The organism is Pseudomonas sp. LBUM1662, from assembly GCF_059695915.1.
This window is the reverse complement of the sequence record NZ_CP166793.1, coordinates 4358582-4378155: the sequence shown is the minus strand read 5'-3', so window position 1 is coordinate 4378155 and position 19574 is coordinate 4358582. Positions and strand designations below refer to the sequence as shown.

Sequence of the window (19574 nt, the reverse complement as noted above, 5' to 3'; positions counted from 1 at the left end):
ATCCGAGACACGGCGGAATAGGCTTGGTGCAAGCCTCCTGGACAATACCCATGCAGATACTAAAACAACAAAAAGTACCTGCGCCGGACTCACCGGCAGCAGAAGGCCCGTGTCGAAGTGGACAATTCAATCTGCTGCGCTGGTTTTCGCTGGGCAGCTTTCTCATCATCGCTGCCGTGGCGCTGGGGTTGGGTTATGTGTCGACGCGTTTTGTCGTCGATGAGAGCATCGAGCGTGATTCGATGCTGACGGCGCAGTTCATTCAGGCCATTGGTGATGCAGAAATTCGCCATGCCGGCATCACCCGCGAAAGAACCATGGGCGAGATGCTCGATCCGCGCGATGACAACGCCTATCACGACGTAGATCCCGGCTCCCGTGCCGCTGCCCGGACAGAGTTTCTCGATCATGTCGAGCACTTGCCGGACTCGCTGTTGGCGGTGGTGTACGCACTGGATCGCACGGTGGTCTGGTCGACCAATCCACAGATGATCGGCATGCGCATCGAAGGTGATGAAGAACTGGATGAATCCTTTGAAATGAAGGAACTGGTGTCCACCAGCTACCACGAGATCGACGACGAGCGTCCTGAACAGAAACTGCTACGTGAGCCTGAGTATCTGTTCATCGAGAATTACATCCCGATGTTCAATGCCGACAAAAGCAAAGTCATCGCCATGGTCGAGATCTACAAGGAACCGACGGATCTGGTGGCGCGCATCCAGCGTGGCTTCAAGGCGATCTGGCTGGCGACCCTGCTCGGCGGCGCGGTGATCTACCTTGGGCTGTTCTGGATCGTGCGGCGTGCGTCCATGTTGCTGCAGAGCCAGCAGAAACAACTGATCAGTAACGAGACCTTCGTCGCCCTGGGGGAAATGTCCTCGGCGGTCGCCCACAGCTTGCGCAATCCGCTGGCGAACATTCGCTCCAGCGCCGAACTGGCCCAGGACATCGCCAGCCAGAGTGCGCAAAAGAACATTGGCGACATCATCAACCAGGTCGATCGCATGTCGCGCTGGGTCCGGGAGTTGCTGGTGTCGTTGCGCCCCATGAACGACGACTTCGAAACCGTCGATCTGGTGCTGGCCATCGACGACACCCTGAGCGCGTTCGACGCGCTGATCCGACGCTCGAACGTGGAGGTGCGCTTCACGCCGCAGACCTGTCCACCGGTCGTCAGCCAACAGGTGCTGCTCACGCAGATTCTTAATAGCCTGTTTGCCAACGCCCTGGAGGCGATGCCCAAGGGCGGCCTGCTCAGTATCGATATTGACCAGCCGCGGTCCGGACACGTGCAGATGACTTTGAGTGATACCGGCAAAGGCATGAACAAGCAGCAACAGCAAATGGTCTTCAAGCCGTTTTTCACCACCAAACAGGGAGGGTTGGGCGTTGGCCTGGCCCTCGTCAAACGAATAATGGAGCGTTTCGAAGGCTCGGTCGAACTGACCAGCCAGGAGCAGGAAGGAACCCGCGTCTGTCTCAATTTCAAAGTGGCAACGGGAGGGGAATATGGAGCACAGCATACTGCTGGTCGAGGATGATGAACTCCTGGCCGAGAATATTCAGACCTACCTGGAGCGCAAAGACTTCGAGGTGACGGTCTGCCACTCGGCTGAAGAGGCGTTGGATAAACTGGGTACGTTCACCCCGGATGTGGTGTTGACCGACAACTCGCTGCCGGGCATGAGCGGTCATGACCTGATCCAGAAGCTGCGCATCAGCGCGCCGGATCTGAAAGTGATCATGATGACCGGCTACGGCAATGTCGAAGATGCCGTGGTGGCGATGAAAGAGGGCGCTTTTCATTACGTCACCAAACCGGTGGCCTTGCCGGAGCTCAAGCTGTTGCTGGACAAGGCCCTGGCCACTGATCGAATGGAGCGCACGCTGTCGTTTTATCAGGAGCGCGAGGCGCAGAAGTCAGGAGTACAGGCGTTGATTGGCGAATCGGCTCCGATGCAATACTTGAAAAGCACCATCGCCCAGTTGCTCGACGCCGAGCGGCGCATGGCCAACACCGACTTGCCGCCGGTGCTGGTGGAAGGCGAGACTGGTACAGGCAAGGAACTGGTGGCCCGGGCGCTGCACTTCGACGGCCCGCGTGCCAAAGGCCCATTCATTGAATTCAACTGCGCCTCGATCCCGTCCAACCTGGTGGAGTCGGAACTGTTCGGCCACGAGAAGGGCGCCTTCACCGACGCCAAGGACCGTCGTGTCGGCCTGGTGGAAGCGGCTGATGGCGGCACGCTGTTCCTCGATGAGGTCGGTGAAATGGACCTGCTGCTGCAAGCCAAACTGCTGAAGCTGCTGGAAGACCGGACCATTCGCCGGGTCGGCTCGGTGAAGGAGCGCAAGGTCGATTTGCGGGTCATCAGCGCGACCAACTGCAACCTTGAACAAATGGTGCAACAGGGCAAGTTTCGTCGAGACCTGTTCTTTCGCTTGAGGATCATCTCGATCAAGGTCCCGCGCCTGTATGCCCGTGGCGCCGACATCTTGCTGCTGGCCCGGCACTTCCTGGGGACCCACGGCAAACGCTATGGCAAACCGAACCTGCATTTCAGCGACCAGGCTGAAGAATTGCTGCTCAGCTACAGCTGGCCGGGCAACGTGCGCGAATTGCGCAACATGCTCGAGCAAACCGTGCTGCTGGCGCAAAGCGACACGATTGCCGCCCATCAGCTCAACGTGTGCCTGAGCCTGGTGGATGATCCGATCATCCTGCAGGAAGCCCAGCATCACGAGCCGCGACCGGCCTACAACGGCACCGAGTCGATGAACCTGCCGGAAGTCGAGCGCGACATGGTGCGCAAGATGCTCGACAAGACCGACTGGAACGTCACCAAGTCCGCACGGTTGCTGGGCCTGAGCCGTGACATGCTGCGTTACCGAATTGAAAAACTCGGCCTCGCGCGCCCGGACAAACGCCAGTGGTGAGGTTTATTGCAACGTCGCCCCCTGACGGATGAGGCATTCGAGCACGCACGAGGGGTCGAGGACCTCTTCGTTGACGTAGACGCCGTGTACCGCGTCGTAGGAGCGGATGAACACTCGAACGGAGGCATCCGCGACGGTCGGCAGTCTGGAGTCGTAGAACTCATGCTGGCTGGCAATCGGGATGAAGTCCTGAGGCGCTGTCGGAATGTACGACCGAGGCGGCACCGTGCTCAGGGAGGGCGGTACCGGGTGGGCAAAGGGCTGGTCGGCCCCGTAATAGTTGAATTCACTGCTGTAGTCGGTGGTAGGTGTCAGCGTGTCGTCCGCATGGACGCCGGTGATGGCGCTCAGGCTGAGGGCGAATAACAGCGTCAGATCAGTTGTGGTCATGGCAGCACCTGCGAATCGGTTATCCCGCACTTCCCCAAGGCCATTAACTATAGCTGCCGTACGGGCACGCGTTCGCGATGCCCGGCTTACAACATTCCAACAAACGCCCAATGGGTTTTCTTCGGGCCCTGACCTAGACTCGTGTCCGTCAATAAAGCCCCGAATCCTGGAGTGCGCAATGGAAATGCCGACCAAAGAAAACGCCATCGCCAGCAATCGCGATGCCTGGAATGATTCCGCCCGACACCACAAAGATTCCCCCGATTGGCAGGCCCTGGTGAAGGCGGTCAGTCATCGAGATTTTTCCTGCATCGACGACACACTTCGCGGCGTGCTGGAGCAGGTCGGCGTCGAGGGCAAGGACGTGGTGCAACTGGGCTGCAACAACGGCCGGGAAAGTCTTTCGCTGTTTGCGCTGGGGGCCCGCAGCGTGATGGGCGTTGACCAGTCCGAGGCGTTTCTCGGTCAGGCGCGAGAACTGGCGGGCCTCTCACCCCATGAGCCCGAGTTCATCGAGGCCGATATTCATCACCTGCCAACCGAACTTCATGACCGCTTCGACGTGGCGCTGATCACCATCGGCGTCTTGAACTGGATGCCCGACATCGGCGAATTCTTCCGCCATGTCGCGCAAACCCTCAAGCCAGGCGGTGCGTTGGTGGTGTACGAAACCCATCCCTTCCTGGAAATGGTCGACCCCGAGGCCGCCGATCCTTATCGCCTGGACAGCTCGTACTTTCGCAGCGAGCCGTTCGTGCAGGACCAGCCCATCGTCTACGAAGGCAAAGTCGACCAGCAAACCGCGTCGTCCTACTGGTTCGTCCACACCCTGGGCGCCATCTTCACCGGCGCCATCGAGGCGGGGCTACAGATCAGCCACTTCAAGGAATACCCGCATTCCAACCGCGAGGAAGTCTATGACCGGTATGAAAAGCAGACGGCACAGTTGCCGTTGTGTTTTACGTGGGTGGGGGTGAAGCGCTGAGACCGAGTCGCGGCCATCGCGAGCAAGCTCGCTCACACATTTGATCGTCGTCGAACACAAAATCTGTGTGCGCTGGAGATCTACTGTGGGAGCTAGCCTGCTAGCGAAGGCCGCGACTCGGTCTCAGGATCCGCTCGCCGGCGCTGATGAACCTCGATCACATAGTCGATAGCGCGACGGATCTCTAAATCATCACTGTCGGCCAATACCTGCGATAGGTATTCGCTCATGGCTTCGTCGTTGTCGAGCAATGCTGCCATATCGAAATCTGTTAGTTTTTGGCTCACGGATCTAGCTCCTCATTCCCGGCTGAATGTATTTAATAAAGCAGGAATGAGCAGTCAGGCGCCTCTTGGTTTAGGTATGACTTTTCCGAGAGGTGTGTGGGACGTATGACGCCATCGCGAGCAGGCTCACTCCCACATTTGATCGTCGTCGAGCACAAATCAGCGTGCGCCGGAGATCCACTGTGGGAGCGGGCTTGCTCGCGAAAGCTATCTGTCAGTCACATCAATGCTGAATGTGCCGCCGCCTTCGCGAGCAAGCCCGCTCCCACATTTGAATCCCGCCGTACACAAATGCTGCGTGCGCTGGAGATCCACTGTGGGAGCGGGCTTGCTCGCGAAAGCTATCTATCAGTCACATCAATGCCGAATGTGCCGCCGCCTTCGCGAGCAAGCCCGCTCCCACATTTGAATCCCGCCGTACACAAATGCTGTGTGCGCTGGAGATCCACTGTGGGAGCGGGCTTGCTCGCGATAGCTATCTGTCCGTCACATCAATGCCGAATGTGCCGCCGCCTTCGCGAGCAAGCCCGCTCCCACATTTGATCGTCGTCGAACACAAAATCTGTGTGCGCCGGAGATCCACTGTGGGAGCGGGCTTGCTCGCGAAAGCTATCTGTCAGTCACATCAATGCTGAATGTGCCGCCGCCTTCGCGAGCAAGCCCGCTCCCACATTTGAATCCCGCCGTACACAAATGCTGTGTGCGCCGGAGATCCACTGTGGGAGCGGGCTTGCTCGCGAAAGCTATCTGTCAGTCACATCAATGCCGAATGTGCCGCCGCCTTCGCGAGCAAGCCCGCTCCCACATTTGAATCCCGCCGTACACAAATGCTGTGTGCGCTGGAGATCCACTGTGGGAGCGGGCTTGCTCGCGATAGCTATCTGTCCGTCACATCAATGCCGAATGTGCCGCCGCCTTCGCGAGCAAGCCCGCTCCCACATTTGATCGTCGTCGAACACAAAATCTGCGTGCGCCGGAGATCCACTGTGGGAGCGGGCTTGCTCGCGATGGCCGCGACTCGGTCTCGGCCCAGTAATCAGGCGCTGGCCGCCCCGGTCACTACTGGTCGTCCCGGTTTGCGCAGCGGATCAAGACGCGAGCCGGTGTAGCGGGTTTCGCGGTAGAAGCGCCAGCGGCCGAACAGGCCGTAGACGTGGGTGACGCGGCCCTGTTCGTGATAGCCCATGCGGATGTGCAGCTTCAGGGCCGGGATGTTGTGGGTTTCGCAGACGTCCACCACTTTGTGGCAGCCCTGGGCGCGCATCGCGTCCCACAGGGCGACCTGGACGTCCACCGACAGGCTGGTGCCGAAGTAGGCGCGGGTCATTTCGCCGCCGAATTCGAAAAACTCCCCGGGTTTGACCGGGAACCAGCAGCCGTAATAGTGGCGGTCGTGGTAATCGCGCACGCTGCCCCAGATGAACCCGATCGCGTGGCCGTCTTCGTCCAGGTACATGTGCCCGGTGTGACCTTCGGCCGCGAGCTCGGCCATGGTCTCGACGCGGTCACCAAAATTCTTGGTGAAAGCGATGGCATTTTGCGGGGTGATGGTCTCCATGCGCACGCCCGAATAAGGACGCAATTTGTGCGGCGGTACCGGGCTGATCAGGTCGCGTTCCATCCATAAAAGCTCCCAGTGGAAGAACACGTAGCGTTTCCACAGCGTGTTGAACGTGCGGCTCAAGCCCTTTTGTTTTATGCGTTCGCGAAGCTTTTCGATGATGCTCATGACGCTCTCCTTAGCCAAGGCCAGGGTGTGGTTGGAAACGCTTTTGATGGGTATAGATCAAGCTTGAAAGTTCATGTCAAAGCGCCAGCTTTGAATATGTTGCAACGTATGTAACTCATTCGAGCGCTGCTTCACCTGTCATCAATTGGCTCTTTGCGGCGCTATAGGACACTCGCGGCACACCGTGAAGGCGCCGCTCTAGAACAAGGGTTAGCGACTCGTCTGCCGGCAAATAGGCATCGCCGAAATCCGCGCCCAGCTGCGTCGGATGAGCCATGATTTCCAGCAGGCCGTCGGTCGGCATGACCTCATTGCGCAGGTCCATCGGATTACACATATAATCCGCGGTCGCACCCGCCAGGCTCTGCAAACGATTATTCAGCAAGGTCTTGAACACACGCTTGGGCAAGCTCAAGTTATGCCCCAGATTGCGCGCAACGCGCACGGGCACCCCTTGGCTGGCGGCGAAGCGGGCGACGATTTCACCGATAGGCCAGATGTTGTGCACGTGTTGATGGGAATCGATGTGGCTGGGCCGTACGCCGTTGTCGACGCAGCGTTGCCATTGCGCCTTGAGTTCCTCGAGCACCGCGTCGCGGTCCCGGCGGCTGAGCCACAGGCGGTGGCGGGGCAGGTTGAGATCGAATACCCCGTTGCTGTCGCAGAAGTTCGTTCGCCCCAGAATCGACTGGCTCAACGGACGCCCGTACGTGAGGTTGAAGTGCAGACCGATCCGGCCCTTGAGCAACGGATGCTGTGCCATGACGCACGCCGCTTCGAAGGCCGGCATATTGGCCATGGCCGTGGCGGAGCTGATCACCCCGGCCTGGAAAGCACCGAGGATCACCGCGTTTTCACACGGGCTGAGACCGAAGTCGTCAGCGTTGACTATGACTTGGCGAGGCATGGTCGCTCTCCCTGTTTATGTCGGTTGGCTTCGCTGCTTTGACCACCGCGGCGACGGGTGCCGGTGCGGCGGCAACGGTCGTTGCCGCCCGTTTGGCGCGCCGTTTCTGCAACAAGGGTTTGAGTTGCTGCCAGAGTCTCAGAGCCAGGCCGAGCGCCAGGCCGCTGGGACGCCAGGAGTAAAAACTCCAGCGCCAGTGTTCCAGTTGCCCGGTCATGCGTTCGTGAAGTTGATGGCTGGAGTTGTCGAGGCTCACCCGCGAGGCATCGATCCAGCGCCAATGCTCATCCAGGCCCCAGCGAATCCACTCTTCGAGCAGCACCCGACCGCTGCCCAGATCGGCGTATTGCGGCAGGAACGCCAGGTTGTAGTCGTACAGTCGGCCCTGCTCCAGCAACCCGAGGCGGTAGCTGATGCAGCGGCCGTCCAGTTCCAGCACCACGACCCGCACCAGCCCCTGTTCGGCGAGGGCGGTAAAGGCATGGTCCATCCATTGTCGGTGGCGTTCGTCGGCGAAAATCCCGACGCCTTCATCACCTTTCCAGCTGACCGCTTCGACTTCACTGATGACCTGCAACAACGGACCCATGGTCGACGCGTCGGGGGTGATCCGCCGAACCTGGGCACCACACGCCGCGATGCGCTTGCGTGCGCGGCGCAGTTTATAACGCGGGTCACCAGAGACTTCCTGGTGATCCGCGTCGCTGATCACATGCACCGGCACCCGACAGCTGAGGCGTCGTTCACCGGTCGAGCTGTGCGCCATCCACTCGGTCAGTGCACTTTCTTCGCCGACCGGTTCCGACAACTCGTTGAGTTGCAGCAGGGCATGGGGAAGCTGTCGACGGATCTCGACCAGTGCCTTTCGAATATTCTCCGAGTCCGTTTTCGCGAGGAGCGCGAGGCGGTCGGCGAGGGGATAGCCAAGGTGATGCAGCACGCGAAACGGCAGCCTGCCGAAACGTTCGACGCAGGCCACCAACGGCAGGCACAAGACCAGCTCCTTGCCGTGCCAGCCGAGCAACACGTGCAAGCGTTGCCCGGTGGTCAGTGCCTGTTCGGACGCGCGCATCCAGGCCAGGGTGTTGAACGGCGTGTGGTCCGTCACTCGCAGACGCAACGCTTCATAAGCCGTTGCCGGGAAGTCATCGGCGCACAGCGAAGTGCGCCATTCGAATCGTACTGCCATAGGGTCAGGTCACCGCTGCTGTGGCAGGTTCACGCGCCGGTTTGCGCAAGGCATCCAGGCGTGAGCCGCTGTAATGGGTTTCGCGGTAGAAGCGCCAGCGGCCAAACAGCTCGTAGACGTTCATGATCCGCCCTTGTTCCTTGTAGCCGGTGCGTATGTGCAGTTTGAGGGCCGGCACATTGTGGTACTCACAGACATCCACCACCGTGTGGCAACCCTGGGCCAGCATGGCTTTCCACAACTCCGTCTGCAGGTCCATCGAGAGCGCAGTGCCCCAATAGGCACGGGTCAGCTCGCCGCCGAATTCGAAGAACTCGCCTTCTTTCACCGGGAACCAGCAGCCGTAATAGTGCTTGTCGTGGTAGTTGCGTGCCGCGCCCCAGATGAAGGCCACGGCGTCGCCCTGATCGTCCAGGTGCATCTGCCCGGTGTACCCTTCGCGGGCCAGTTCGGCCATGGTGTCCACGCGGTCGCCGAAGTAACGGGTGAAGGCCACGGCGTTCTCCGGGGTGATGCTGACCACCTGCAGCGGTGGGTAGGGCCTGAGTTTGTACGGCGGCACCGGACTGACCAGGTCGCGCTCCATCCACAGCAGTTCCTGATGGGAAAACACGTAGTGCTTCCAGATTTTATTGAGGGTGGCGCGCAAGCCTTTTTGTCTGATGTGTTGGATGAGTTTCCGCAAAACGCTCATGTTATTGACTCCTGACGGTCTTGGCCGTGAGTGGAGTGATGCGAGGCACGGCCAATGGCCGGGTTCGCAATGCAATAGTGGGCAATTCATGAGGCGCTCCAGCTGAGATTGAACAGGGTCCGTCCTGGCAGCTCGAAGCTGACGCGACCGTCCTGGCAATTGAACGGCGCGTCGCGGGCACGGTTGTCGGCGCCGAAGTAGCGCAAAGAACCGTTGACCAGCGGGCACGGGGCCCCGGTCAGGGCCACACGCTGCAAACGCGTGGCTTTATTGACGCCCAAAAGGCTGCGCTTCTGGTCCTCGACCATGGCCAGCACGTCGACCTCGAAAGCGTCGTTTTCGAGGAGCATCACGTTGCGCAGCCAATGCTCGCGGATAAACTGCTGGGCCAGGCCCACGGGCTTGAGTTCGAAGCGATCGGCGCCGAGTACGCGCAACATGCCTTTGGGGTAGTTCGGTTCGTCAGCGGCCTGGAACCAGCTCAGCATCTCCAGCAAGCCGTCCTGGGACGAGTTGATGACGACCGACGCCCACCACAATGAGGCGTAGTCGGTTTCCTGATCGTAAGGGCTGAGGCTGGAGCCGCTGGACATGTTGGTCTGGTCCAGCAGCAAGGCCTTGCGCGGCCGACCCTGGGCGTCAAGGCCGACCAGCTCGGCGGCGCGGCGCACGCTGTCACGGTAGACCCGTGTCGCCAGCAGGTCGCGAATCATCCATTCGTGCCAGGCCAGGGCATCGATGTTGTCGCCGGATTCGGCCAGCAAGCGTTTGGCCCAGTCGATGCCGCGTTTGTCGGCGGCGTTGTCGGCGAACGGGCCATTGACCAGCCGCGAGCTGGCGGGCATGGCGATGCGCACGCCGGCCTTGGCGTTGGCAGGGTTGCTGCGCACTTGCCGGGCCATGCTGTTGAAGATGCTTTGGTAGTTGGCGTAGTCCGGGTAGTTGAGGTTCGGCTCGTCGGCAAAACCGATGTAATGCGTGCCTTTTCCGCCCAAGGCGCGGGTCGACGCGAGCCAGGCGTCGAGCCCGGCGTTGCTCATGGTGTCGGCGCGCAAGTCAGCCTGGCGCTGACTCCCGGCCAACAGCGTGATGTCCTGGGTGATGCCGAAACGGTCCTGATACAGCCGACGGAAATCATCTTCGTACTGCGGATTCTTCGCCGTGATGTCGACGAAACTGTAATACGTCCCGGCCTGTGGCTTGAGCGCATCGAGTACTGCGTAACTCGATTCCGGCACCTTGACGTAGGGCAGGGCGATGCCCAGGTTCGGGGTCGGCCCCAGCATTTTGTTGTGCAACGTCAGCCGGACCTGGCCATCGTCTTCGCGCAGGGGCTTGAGCTGCTGCGGGTTCTGGGCGAAGAGGTTGGCGGTGCCGTCGAGCCAGAACGCCACTTTGCCGCTGCCTTGCAGGCGCAGGCGCCACACCTGTGGCTCGGTGGCGACGGGTAACTCGACCTTGTCGAACTGCCAATAGCCTCGATACGGTTTCAGCGCCAGCGCCACTTGTTTGCCGTCGCCCACGCGTTGCGCCTGCAGGGCGCTGACGCCGCCGTGGAACTTGCCGGCCAGCACCGCGTGTTCACCCGGCGCCACCTTGAAGTACAGCTCATCGCCATTGTGGGTTTCGGCGCTGAAATGCACCTTGGCCGGGGCGAACAGCGCCACCGTGCGCTCGTCGTGTTCAACCCGGTAGCGACGGAAGCTGTACCCCGGGATTTCCAGTTGATAACTGGAGGCACTCGGCGCCAACGGCCAGCTCTGGCTGCCGCGCGATTCACTGGCGGCGATCAGGCGTTCGTTCTGCAGTTTGCCTTGGCCGTCGAGCAGGTACAGGCGTTCTTCGTTGGCATCCGCCTGCCATGCCGGCGCCCAGCGAATGGTCAGGGTGTCGGGCCGGTCCGGTTGCAGGTACAGGCTGCCGTCGCGAATGTCGGCCCAACGCATCGGCGCCGCCTGGGCGCTCAGCGTGAGGCCCAGACTCAACAGCAAGGCCAGGCGTTTCATGCCGACTTCCGTTGCAGCATCTGCAGCATCGGCGCTACATCGCTGGGCAGGATGATCAGGGTTTGCCAGACCGGCACGCCGCTCAACCGGCAGTACATCACCAGCAGCGCGAGGGTCACCGCGACGTAGGCGATGGACGAGGCTGCCGCCGCGCCGACGATCCCGTAGGCCGGAATCAACACCAGGTTCAGCGCCAGATTCAGCAGCGCACCCAGTCCCATCAACAGCGAGATTGTGCCGGGCCGGTTTTTGCCCAGCAGGTCCAGGCGCAGGATGCTCGCGTAGCACAGGCCGAGCAGGCCCGGCAGCAGCGCCAACAAGGCCGGATACGCCGGCTGATAGGCCGCGCCGAACAGCGTCACGATCAGCCATTCGCCGATCACGGCCATGGTCACGCAGGCGCCGAGCATCACCGTGGCGGTCAGGCGTAGCGCCAACGGCGTCACTTTGTCGATACCTTCTTCCTGTTGCAGCAGGCGTTTCATCAACGGCGTGGTCACCGCTTCCGGGACGATCAGCAGCAGTTCGGCGGCGGCGCTGGCCATGGCGTAATGACCGAGCGCGGTGCTGCCGAGCAGGGCACCGATGAACAGGTAATCGGAACGCAGAATCACTTGCTGGAACAGCAGGTCCGGATGGCTGCGGGCGCTGTAGCGCAGCAGTTCATTCTGACTGGCGCGGTCCCATTGCAGTTTCAAGGGCTGAGCACGTTTGAGCCAGAACCAGCCCGCCAGCACCACCAGGCTGATGCCTGCCAGCCAACTGATCAGCGCCGCTTCCAGCGCCGAGTCTTTCCACATCCAGAACAAGGCGAGAAACAGCAACAGCGGCGCCAGGGATTCCACCAGGCGCAACGCGTTGAATGCCACCACGCCGCCGGAGGCGTTATGCAAGGTCAGCAGTCCGCTTTTGAGCACGGTCAGCGGCACTGCCAGCAGTAACAGCCAGGCGAGCAGGCCCAGTTGCGTGGTGACGTCGAGTTCACTGCCGAACTCGCGCACCAGGGCGACCACCAGCAAGGTCAAGAGACCCGCCAGCAGGCAACCGAACACCAACACCTGACTCAGCAGCAAACCCATCGGCCGCTGCTTGGCCGCCTGAAAACCCACCGCCGAATTCAGCCCGCCACTGGTGGCGGCGCTGATCAGGTCGGGCAGGGTGCTGAGCAAGGCAAACAAGCCGCGTTCGCTCGGCCCGAGGATCCGCGCGAGCAGCACGTTGCGCATCAGCCGCAAACCGATCATTGCCAGTTTGGTGCCCATGCTCAGGGCCAGGTGCTTGAGGTAATGGCTGCGGCTCATGCGCGTGCCCCGCGATACAGGCGCCACGAAAGCAGCTGCGGATTGCGCGCCACCCGTTGGCTGACGCCGAAGCGAGGCAAGTTCAAGGGATCGTCGGTGCCCCGATAAATCCCGGTGCCGGTGCCCAGGGCGAACGGGTAATCATGATCGGAAACGTGTTCGCGCACCCGCGCATCGTTGTCGCCGTTGGGGTAGCAGTAAACCGGCAGCGGCCGGTTGCAGCCATTGTGCAAGGCATCGCGACTGCGGCTCAGTTCTTCATGCAAACGCTGATCGTCAAGACCGGTGAGAATCGAATGGCTGGCGCCGTGCGGGCCGAACCGCACCAGTCCCGAGGCTTCCAGGGCGCGCACCTGATGCCAGTCCAGTGCCTGGGGCAATGACTCGTCCGGGCACTCGTCGGTCAGGCGATTCAGGTCAGCTGGGCTGAGGGTTTTCAGGCTTTGCAGAAAATGCAGCAAGGCCAGGCTGCGACGCTCTACATCCAGTTCATCGAAGGGCACCGGCAGCGGCCGACCGACCTCTTTCAGGCAGTCGATCAATTGCTTCCGGGCCCGTTCGCCGTGGCTGCCCCAGAGGGTTTCACCGATGCTTTCCCACCAGAACCGCTGACGGCTGCCGATGAAATCGGTGGAGAGAAAAATACTCGCCGGCACCTGATATTTTTGCAGCAGCGGGAAGGCATTCAGCGCATTGTCGCGCCAGCCGTCGTCGAAGGTCAGGGTGATTTTCGGGCGATCCGATCTCACCTTTCCGGGTTGCAGGATGTCCATCAACGACACGCAGTCGAAGTGTTTTTTCAGCCACACCAGCAAATGTTCGAACGCCTTCGGCCCGACGCACAGTTCATTGCGGTGCGGCAGGTCGGCGGCGTGGTCGGTGGCCAGCACCCGATGCAGCATCAGGATCACGCCGGCGCCTTGCAGCTGATTGCGGCCCACCGACGAGTTGAGATAAAGCCAGCCACTGGTACGTTTTAATAATTGTTTGATCGCCATGGCTCAGTCCTTTCAACGGTTTTGCTCAGGGTTCCACTGGGCGTACCGCTGCCCCCGCAGGAACTGCCACAGACCGATACTCATCCCGGCCAGGGTGACCAGCAGGAACGCGGCGAGGCGGAAGGGTTTGGGCAATCGGTGTTGCGAATCCAGCAGGCCGGCGATGGCCACGGCGTAGCCGAGCAGTTGCGCGACCAGGCTCAGGCGATAGAAACCGTGTTCTTCCCACAGCCAGAAATTGCTCAGCAGCAGTGGCAACAACAGGATCGGCGCCAGCCGGCGGATCAACTTGTGGCTGATCAAGGCAATCGAATACAGGCCATGCTTCAGCGGATTGAGCAGCTCGCTGCGTTGGGCCAGGCTTTGCAGACCCCCGACGGTGACCCGCTGGCGACGGCGGAATTGTTTGTCCGCTTCGTCGACGCCGTGGTCGATCACCTGCGCCTCGGGCACATAGACAATGCGCTTGAACGCCACTGGCGCGCAGGTGCTGATGAAGAAGTCATCGTTGACCTCGGCCGGCACGTCCTGGAACAACTCGCGACGCAGGGCGAGCAGGGCGCCGTCGGCGGAGACCATGCAACCGGTGCGGTTCTCCACGCGGCGCAGCCAGCCTTCGTAATGCCGATAGAGGCTGTCGCCGACACTCAGGCCACCGCCGGTGACCGGGATCACCATGTGCCCGGCGCATGCTCCGACCTGTGGATCGCACAGGGGCGCAAGCAGGTGGCCGAGGGTGTCGCGGGACCATTGGTTGTCGGCATCGGTGAACACCAGAATATCGCAGGTGCTCAACGCAACGCCGGCATTCAGGGTCGCGGCCTTCCCCTGGCGGGGCAGGTCGAGAATAGTGATGCGCGGGTCGATGACTTTGCGTGCACACGCCACGGTGTCATCGGTCGAACCGTCGCTGGCCAGAATGATCTGCAGCGAGGCCGGCTGATAATCCTGGGCGAGCAAGGTGCGCAGCTTGTGTTCGATGTGCCGCGCCTCGTTGTGCGCGGCAATCACGATGCTGATGTTCATCGGTTCCGGCGCCCCATGACGCCGCGCCGCAAACAACGGCGTCAGTAGCGTCAACAGCAGCGGGTAACCGATATAGGCGTACACCGGCAACAACAGGCACAACCAGAAAATGAATTCAGCCACGGGCAGGCCTCCTGGCTTTCCAATGACACATGCTGAGGAGGAACGCGGCGCCGGCCAGGTGCAGACGCAACCAGTGCAGGCCCCAGAGTTGCAGGGTCAGAAGCAGATCACGGTGCTTGAGGGTCTGGCGCAGGCTCAAGGCGAGCGCCGGAATACTGGTCAGGAACACCATGAGCGCCGCATGATGAGGGAAGCCATCGAGCAGGGCGGAGATCGCCAGGAAATCCAGGAACCAGGCGGCGAGTGACATCAACGGAAAGCGCAGCAACCGCAGACTCATCCCGTGGCTGCGCAGGAGCTGTAGATGGCTGCCCTGACGCCAGAATTCCTTGCCCATCCATTCACGCCAACTGCATTCATACCCCCAATGCAGCGCGACAGTCTGGTTGACCGAGAGCAGGCGGGCGCCGGCGTGGGACAGGCGCATGGTGAAGTCCTTGTCCTCGCCGGTACGCAGGTTTTCATCGAAGCCGCCGACCTTGTCGAACCAGGGGCGGCGCATCAACAGGTTGGAGCTGGGCAGCCAGCGCACCGTTTGCACCGTCTCGTTGTTCGGGCGCAACGTGCGGCGTTGCCAGGCGTTGGCGTACCACGGGGCTTCGGCCGGGGTGTGCAAATCCAGCCCGAGGACGTCGACCTGAACCGCTGGCTCGATTTTCAACAACAGCGTGAGCCAGTCCTCGGGCATCTCGACATCGGCATCAATGAAGGCCAGCCAGTCTCCGGTGGCGACAGCGGCACCGCGGTTGCGCAGGGCACCGATCATCAAGCCCGGCAGCACCAGCACCTGCGCGCCCAGTTGCCGGGCAATGTGCGGGCCCTGATCCTCGGAGCCGTTGTCGGCCACGATCAGCTCACATTCCAGCCCGGCGGAGATGGCGGCGCGTTGCGCAGCCAGCAGGGTCCGGGCGATGTGATGGGCTTCGTTGTACATCGGGATGACAATACTGATGCGGCTCATGCCTTGGCCTCCACGAGTGGGCTTTCTTCGGCTTTCAAACGCAGCACGCTGGTCAGGGCGAGCATGATCCACACGTACTTCTGGTTGGGTGCGCTGAGGAACATCAGGAACAGGGCCAGCGACAGAAAGCTCATGCTCAGGTGCGTCAGCAGATCCGCCTGCTCGCGGTTGCTTCGCTGTATCCAGGCACGACGGGCGCGGACCAGGTTGTACAAACCGAGGCCGAGCATGCCGACGAACAACAGGCCGGCGGGAATCCCCAGTTCACTGAAGATTTCCAGGTAGGTGTTGTGGGCGCGGCGGTATAGGTCACCGATTTTGCGGTTGGCCGAAAACGCCTTGGCGTAACCGGTGGTGGCGTAGTGCAGCGGGAAGGTGCCGGGGCCGGTGCCCAGTAGCGGGTTCTCACGGATCATCTCGCTGCCGACCACAATGTACGAGGCACGACGGCCGAGGGATTGGTCCTGGCTCTTGGCGCCGGCGCTCAAGATGCTCAAGGACTGTATGCGCTCGATGTAACCCTTCGGCATCGCATACAGGGCCAGCGGAATCACGATCACCAGGCCCAGCATGGCAAACCCCAGATGCCGTGGACGGATGCGTTTGAGCTCGAGGCGGTAGTGCCAGACGCCGATCATCAGGCTGAGGAACAGCACCACCAGCCCCGAACGGGATTCGGTCTTGGTCATGCCGCCCAGCAGCAAAATGCAGCAAGCGACCCAGAACACCCGATGCAGGAAGTGCGGGCTGCGCACCACCAGCAGCAAGGCGAGTGGCACGGCGAAGGCGATCAGCATGGCAAAGGCGTTCGGGTCTTCCAGCAGGCCGGCAGCGCGCCCCTGGTCCTGATATTTACTGGAGAACATTGCCAGCACGCAGGTCGCCGTGACACTGATAGTGACCATTTTGGCGAACAGGTTCATGTTCATCTCGCGGCCGATCAGCAGGGTGATCACAAACAGCACCAGGCCGACACTCAGCTCCCGCAGATGCCCCATCGACATGTCCATGTTGTCGGTGTTGATCGTGCTCAGCAGGTACAACGCCATGAACCAGATCAGGTAGCGCCAGATATTGCTGCGCAGACGATCGGAGGGAATCTGGTGGATGGCCAGCTGCAGCATCAGGATCACGGCCAGTGACGCGCCGAGGAACTTGGTGCCCGACAGCGAACTGTCCTTGAAGAAACCTTCGAACGGCACCAGCGCTGCAATCCCGAGCAAACCCCAGGTGGGTTTTCGGTAAAGCAGCGCGACACCTACCAGGCCCAGCACCGCCCCCGGCGCCAGATACGGATAAGGGCTGGCCAACAAACCGAGGCAGACCAGGCCAAACAAACTGACGATCGAGAGCGGAAAGATCACGCGCGTGCCTCCCGTGCAGTACGGAGATAAAGTTGCGACCAGCGTTCGGCCAGGGCCTTGAGGTCGTAACGGTCCAATTGCGTACGTTTTGCGTTGTCGATCAGTTGGCGAGCCATGGCCGGTTCATTCAGTAACGAACCGATCTGGCCGGCGAGGGCGGCGCTGTCGGCGGGTGTCGCCAGCAGGCCGTTGTGCCCGTCTTGCAGCACATCGGGAATTCCGCCGACACCGAATGCCACCACCGGCACGCCGGCTTGCATCGCTTCGAGCAGAATCATCGGCGTGCCTTCGGTGCGCGAGCTGATCACCAGCGTATCGAGTTGTCGCCACCACACACTCATGTCGGTCTGGTAACCGGGCAGAGTGATGCGGTCCTGCAAACCCGCCTCGTTGATGCGCGCCAGCAGCGTCTCCCGCTCCGGGCCGTCGCCGAGCATCACGGCGTCCAGTTGCGGGTGTTGCCGGCAGAGTGGAATCAGCGCATCGAGAAAAAAGTCCGGGCCTTTTTCACTGCTCAGCCGCCCGACGTACCCCGCCAGCCAACGCTGGCGGTTCACGTTGTGCGGCGGCAATCCGGTAGCCGCCGGTAAACCATTGGGAATCACTTGCAGCTTTTCCGCACGTACGCTGGCCTGACGGCACAGCACGGCGATGCTTTCGGCGACGCAGACCACGCGATTCACCGAGGCAGTGCGGCACAGTTGCAGGCTCAGCCAGGTGTAGAACTTCTGCTTGCGGCTGCGCGGTGTAAAACCGTGCTGGGTAATCACCAGCGGCAGGCGCAACAGCGTTGCGCCCACCCAGCCGAACAACAGGCCCTTGAAGTTGTGCGTATTGATCAACGGCCGTTCCGCCCGGCGCTGGCGTAAATGCGTGAGCAGTTGCCCCAGCCCCGCGCAACCCCGGCAGTCGACTCCCGCCTGGCGAAACCGCGCGATCAACGCTGGCGGTGCATCGAGAAACAGCACCTGGTGCTGCCCCGGCGTCGCCAGGCAATGGTCCAGCAGCATCCGCTCAGCCCCGTAGAAGCCGCCGCTGCTGAGCAAATGAATGATCGGCAGGGAAGGGGTGAGCGGCGCGTTCAATTGCGCACCCAATGCACGAGGCCAGGCACGGACCAGTTGCTGTGAGGATTGGTCGGTTCCACGTTCTGATCGTTGATCACCAACAGCACCGGCAAGCCCAGTTCGTGGGTGATTTGCGCTGGGTGTTTGAAACGGTGATCGAAGAACTCACGCACGTAGACCAGGGCAATCGCCAGCAACAGACCGGTGAACAAGCCGAACGGAATGATCAGCATCGGTTTCGGGAACGCTGCTTCGGTGGGCTCGTACGGCGGGCTGAGCACCCGTGCGTTGGACAGGTCGTTGTCCAGCGAGCGTGCGCTGCTGCTTTCGGCGAAACGCTGGGCATAGGTCGAGAACGCCGCGTGCAACGCGTTGATCTCGGTGTCCATCTGCCGCAGCTTGCTCTGGGTTTCCTGCAACTGGTGGATGCGGTCCTTGAACTCGGCAATGCGCTTGGTTTTCTGGTCGATCACCGAGCTGACAATCGCCAGATCAGTGTTGCGCTCCTGAATCCGGTTGCTGACCACTTTCAGAAACTGCTGACGGGTGCGGGCGATTTGCTCGCGGGTCAGCAACATCGGTTCGCTGCCGGGCTGGAAGATCGCCAGGTCGTTCATGTAGCGACTGACCTGAGTGGTCAGGGCTTCGCCCATCTGTTTGATCTCACGATCCTCGAACGCCACATTGTCCACGGTGGTGGTGAAGGTGTAGGGGAAGGTGTAATCGTTGAGTTTCGAATTGCTCGCTGCAGCCAGGCTGGTTTTCAGGTATTCGAGCCAGCGTTGGCTTTGCAGCAGGCGATCGCGGTACAGGTTGAGCGCTTGCTCCTCGGTGTTGATGGCGTTGAGGCGGAAAGTGATTTCTTCCTTCGGATCGGACGAGCCGACCGCTTCCAGCAAGCCGAGTCGAGTGCCTTCCAGGCCATCGAGACGCACTTGATACTGCTTCTTCTTGGTTTCGTAGAACGACTGCGGCAAGTCGATCGATTGCAGCTCCTGACGGCTGGTCAGGTAGTTCTGCAGCAAGGCCGCAACAAACTTGGTGCCCTGTGCCGGATCGCCGAAGCTGTAGATGATAGAGATGACGTTGGAGCCTGGCAGCGTCTCGATTTTCAGACTGTCCATCGCCTGTTGAGTCAGTGCGTCCAGCGCCGTGTCGCGCACCGGATCGGTTTCCAGGCCCAGGGCGTCTTTCATCGGGTTGATCACGTATTCGCGCAGTGGCGTGGTCACGTACTGTTTGAATGGCTGGGTCACCAGCTTGTTGAAGACGCCAGGGGTGGGCGTGTACTCACCCTTGTCGCGCAACTCGCTGATGGTCTGCCGGATCAAGGCTGGCGAGCGCAGGATATTGCTCTCGGTTTCCATGTCCGCCAGGGACGGTGGAATGAACGAGGCGTTCTCCTGGTTGAGGGACGTGGTGGCGTCTCCCTGTGAGAGTTTTTTGGACTGCACGATCACCTGGGCGGTGATATCGAAGCTCTGTTTGAGCATCAGCGGCAAGACCAGGGCGATCACTGCAAAGACCAGGAAGACTCGTTTCACCAACTGCTTGTTGGCGAAAAAGATCCTGAAGAACTCGTGCAGGTAGTTTTCCTTTGGATTCAT

At 61.1% G+C, this 19574-nt stretch carries 16 protein-coding genes and 1 pseudogene; 3 read left to right on the top strand and 14 right to left on the bottom strand.

Features of this window, described 5'->3' with window-relative positions:
• Positions 1-50: 50 nt before the first annotated feature.
• Together ACA049_RS19830 and ACA049_RS19825 are read left to right on the top strand one after the other, a co-directional pair.
• Positions 51-1544, top strand: a complete 1494-nt coding sequence (locus tag ACA049_RS19830; protein ID WP_497329147.1) for a sensor histidine kinase — start codon at positions 51-53, stop codon at positions 1542-1544.
• Positions 1513-2940, top strand: coding sequence for a sigma-54-dependent transcriptional regulator (locus ACA049_RS19825; protein WP_497329145.1), 1428 nt, complete (start codon positions 1513-1515; stop codon positions 2938-2940). The genes ACA049_RS19830 and ACA049_RS19825 overlap by 32 nt, the downstream gene beginning before the upstream one ends.
• Before the next feature lie 3 nt (positions 2941-2943).
• Here the strand turns inward: ACA049_RS19825 and ACA049_RS19820 are convergent, their stop codons facing one another.
• Positions 2944-3330, bottom strand: coding sequence for a hypothetical protein (locus ACA049_RS19820; protein ID WP_497329143.1), 387 nt, complete (start codon positions 3328-3330; stop codon positions 2944-2946).
• 178 nt (positions 3331-3508) lie between these two features.
• Between ACA049_RS19820 and ACA049_RS19815 the strand changes: the two genes are divergently transcribed.
• Positions 3509-4315 carry a class I SAM-dependent methyltransferase gene (locus tag ACA049_RS19815; RefSeq protein ID WP_497329141.1) on the top strand — a complete coding sequence of 269 codons (807 nt, stop codon included), beginning with the start codon at positions 3509-3511 and terminating at the stop codon, positions 4313-4315.
• A gap of 152 nt (positions 4316-4467) precedes the next feature.
• Here ACA049_RS19815 and ACA049_RS19810 read toward each other — a convergent pair.
• The 13 genes and pseudogenes from ACA049_RS19810 to ACA049_RS19750 all read right to left on the bottom strand — a co-directional run.
• Positions 4468-4602, bottom strand: a pseudogene (locus tag ACA049_RS19810) (addiction module antidote protein); the annotation flags it as partial.
• A 1036-nt stretch (positions 4603-5638) separates the two neighbouring features.
• Positions 5639-6331 carry an N-acetyltransferase gene (locus tag ACA049_RS19805; RefSeq protein ID WP_497329139.1) on the bottom strand — a complete coding sequence of 231 codons (693 nt, stop codon included), beginning with the start codon at positions 6329-6331 and terminating at the stop codon, positions 5639-5641.
• A gap of 115 nt (positions 6332-6446) precedes the next feature.
• Positions 6447-7238: a ChbG/HpnK family deacetylase gene (locus ACA049_RS19800; protein ID WP_497329137.1), complete on the bottom strand. Its 792-nt coding sequence runs from the start codon at positions 7236-7238 to the stop codon at positions 6447-6449.
• Positions 7210-8427 carry a GNAT family N-acetyltransferase gene (locus ACA049_RS19795; protein WP_497329135.1) on the bottom strand — a complete coding sequence of 406 codons (1218 nt, stop codon included), beginning with the start codon at positions 8425-8427 and terminating at the stop codon, positions 7210-7212. The genes ACA049_RS19800 and ACA049_RS19795 overlap by 29 nt, the downstream gene beginning before the upstream one ends.
• A gap of 4 nt (positions 8428-8431) precedes the next feature.
• Positions 8432-9121 (bottom strand): N-acetyltransferase, encoded by a 690-nt coding sequence (locus tag ACA049_RS19790; protein ID WP_497329133.1) that lies wholly within the window; start codon positions 9119-9121, stop codon positions 8432-8434.
• Between the two features lie 86 nt (positions 9122-9207).
• Positions 9208-11127, bottom strand: coding sequence for a hypothetical protein (locus tag ACA049_RS19785; RefSeq protein WP_497329131.1), 1920 nt, complete (start codon positions 11125-11127; stop codon positions 9208-9210).
• Positions 11124-12428: a lipopolysaccharide biosynthesis protein gene (locus ACA049_RS19780; protein ID WP_497329129.1), complete on the bottom strand. Its 1305-nt coding sequence runs from the start codon at positions 12426-12428 to the stop codon at positions 11124-11126. Before ACA049_RS19780 ends, ACA049_RS19785 begins: the two co-directional genes overlap by 4 nt.
• Positions 12425-13426, bottom strand: coding sequence for a polysaccharide deacetylase family protein (locus tag ACA049_RS19775; RefSeq protein ID WP_497329127.1), 1002 nt, complete (start codon positions 13424-13426; stop codon positions 12425-12427). Before ACA049_RS19775 ends, ACA049_RS19780 begins: the two co-directional genes overlap by 4 nt.
• 12 nt (positions 13427-13438) lie before the next feature.
• Positions 13439-14575 (bottom strand): glycosyltransferase, encoded by a 1137-nt coding sequence (locus ACA049_RS19770; protein WP_497329125.1) that lies wholly within the window; start codon positions 14573-14575, stop codon positions 13439-13441.
• On the bottom strand, positions 14568-15536 hold the full coding sequence (locus ACA049_RS19765) for a glycosyltransferase family 2 protein (RefSeq protein WP_497329123.1): 969 nt from the start codon (positions 15534-15536) through the stop codon (positions 14568-14570). The genes ACA049_RS19770 and ACA049_RS19765 overlap by 8 nt, the downstream gene beginning before the upstream one ends.
• Entirely contained in the window at positions 15533-16900 is a 1368-nt protein-coding gene (locus ACA049_RS19760) for an O-antigen ligase family protein (RefSeq protein WP_497329121.1), read from the bottom strand. The genes ACA049_RS19765 and ACA049_RS19760 overlap by 4 nt, the downstream gene beginning before the upstream one ends.
• On the bottom strand, positions 16897-17985 hold the full coding sequence (locus ACA049_RS19755; protein ID WP_497329119.1) for a glycosyltransferase family 4 protein: 1089 nt from the start codon (positions 17983-17985) through the stop codon (positions 16897-16899). The genes ACA049_RS19760 and ACA049_RS19755 overlap by 4 nt, the downstream gene beginning before the upstream one ends.
• Positions 17982-19574, bottom strand: coding sequence for a GumC family protein (locus tag ACA049_RS19750; protein ID WP_497329117.1), 1593 nt, complete (start codon positions 19572-19574; stop codon positions 17982-17984). The genes ACA049_RS19755 and ACA049_RS19750 overlap by 4 nt, the downstream gene beginning before the upstream one ends.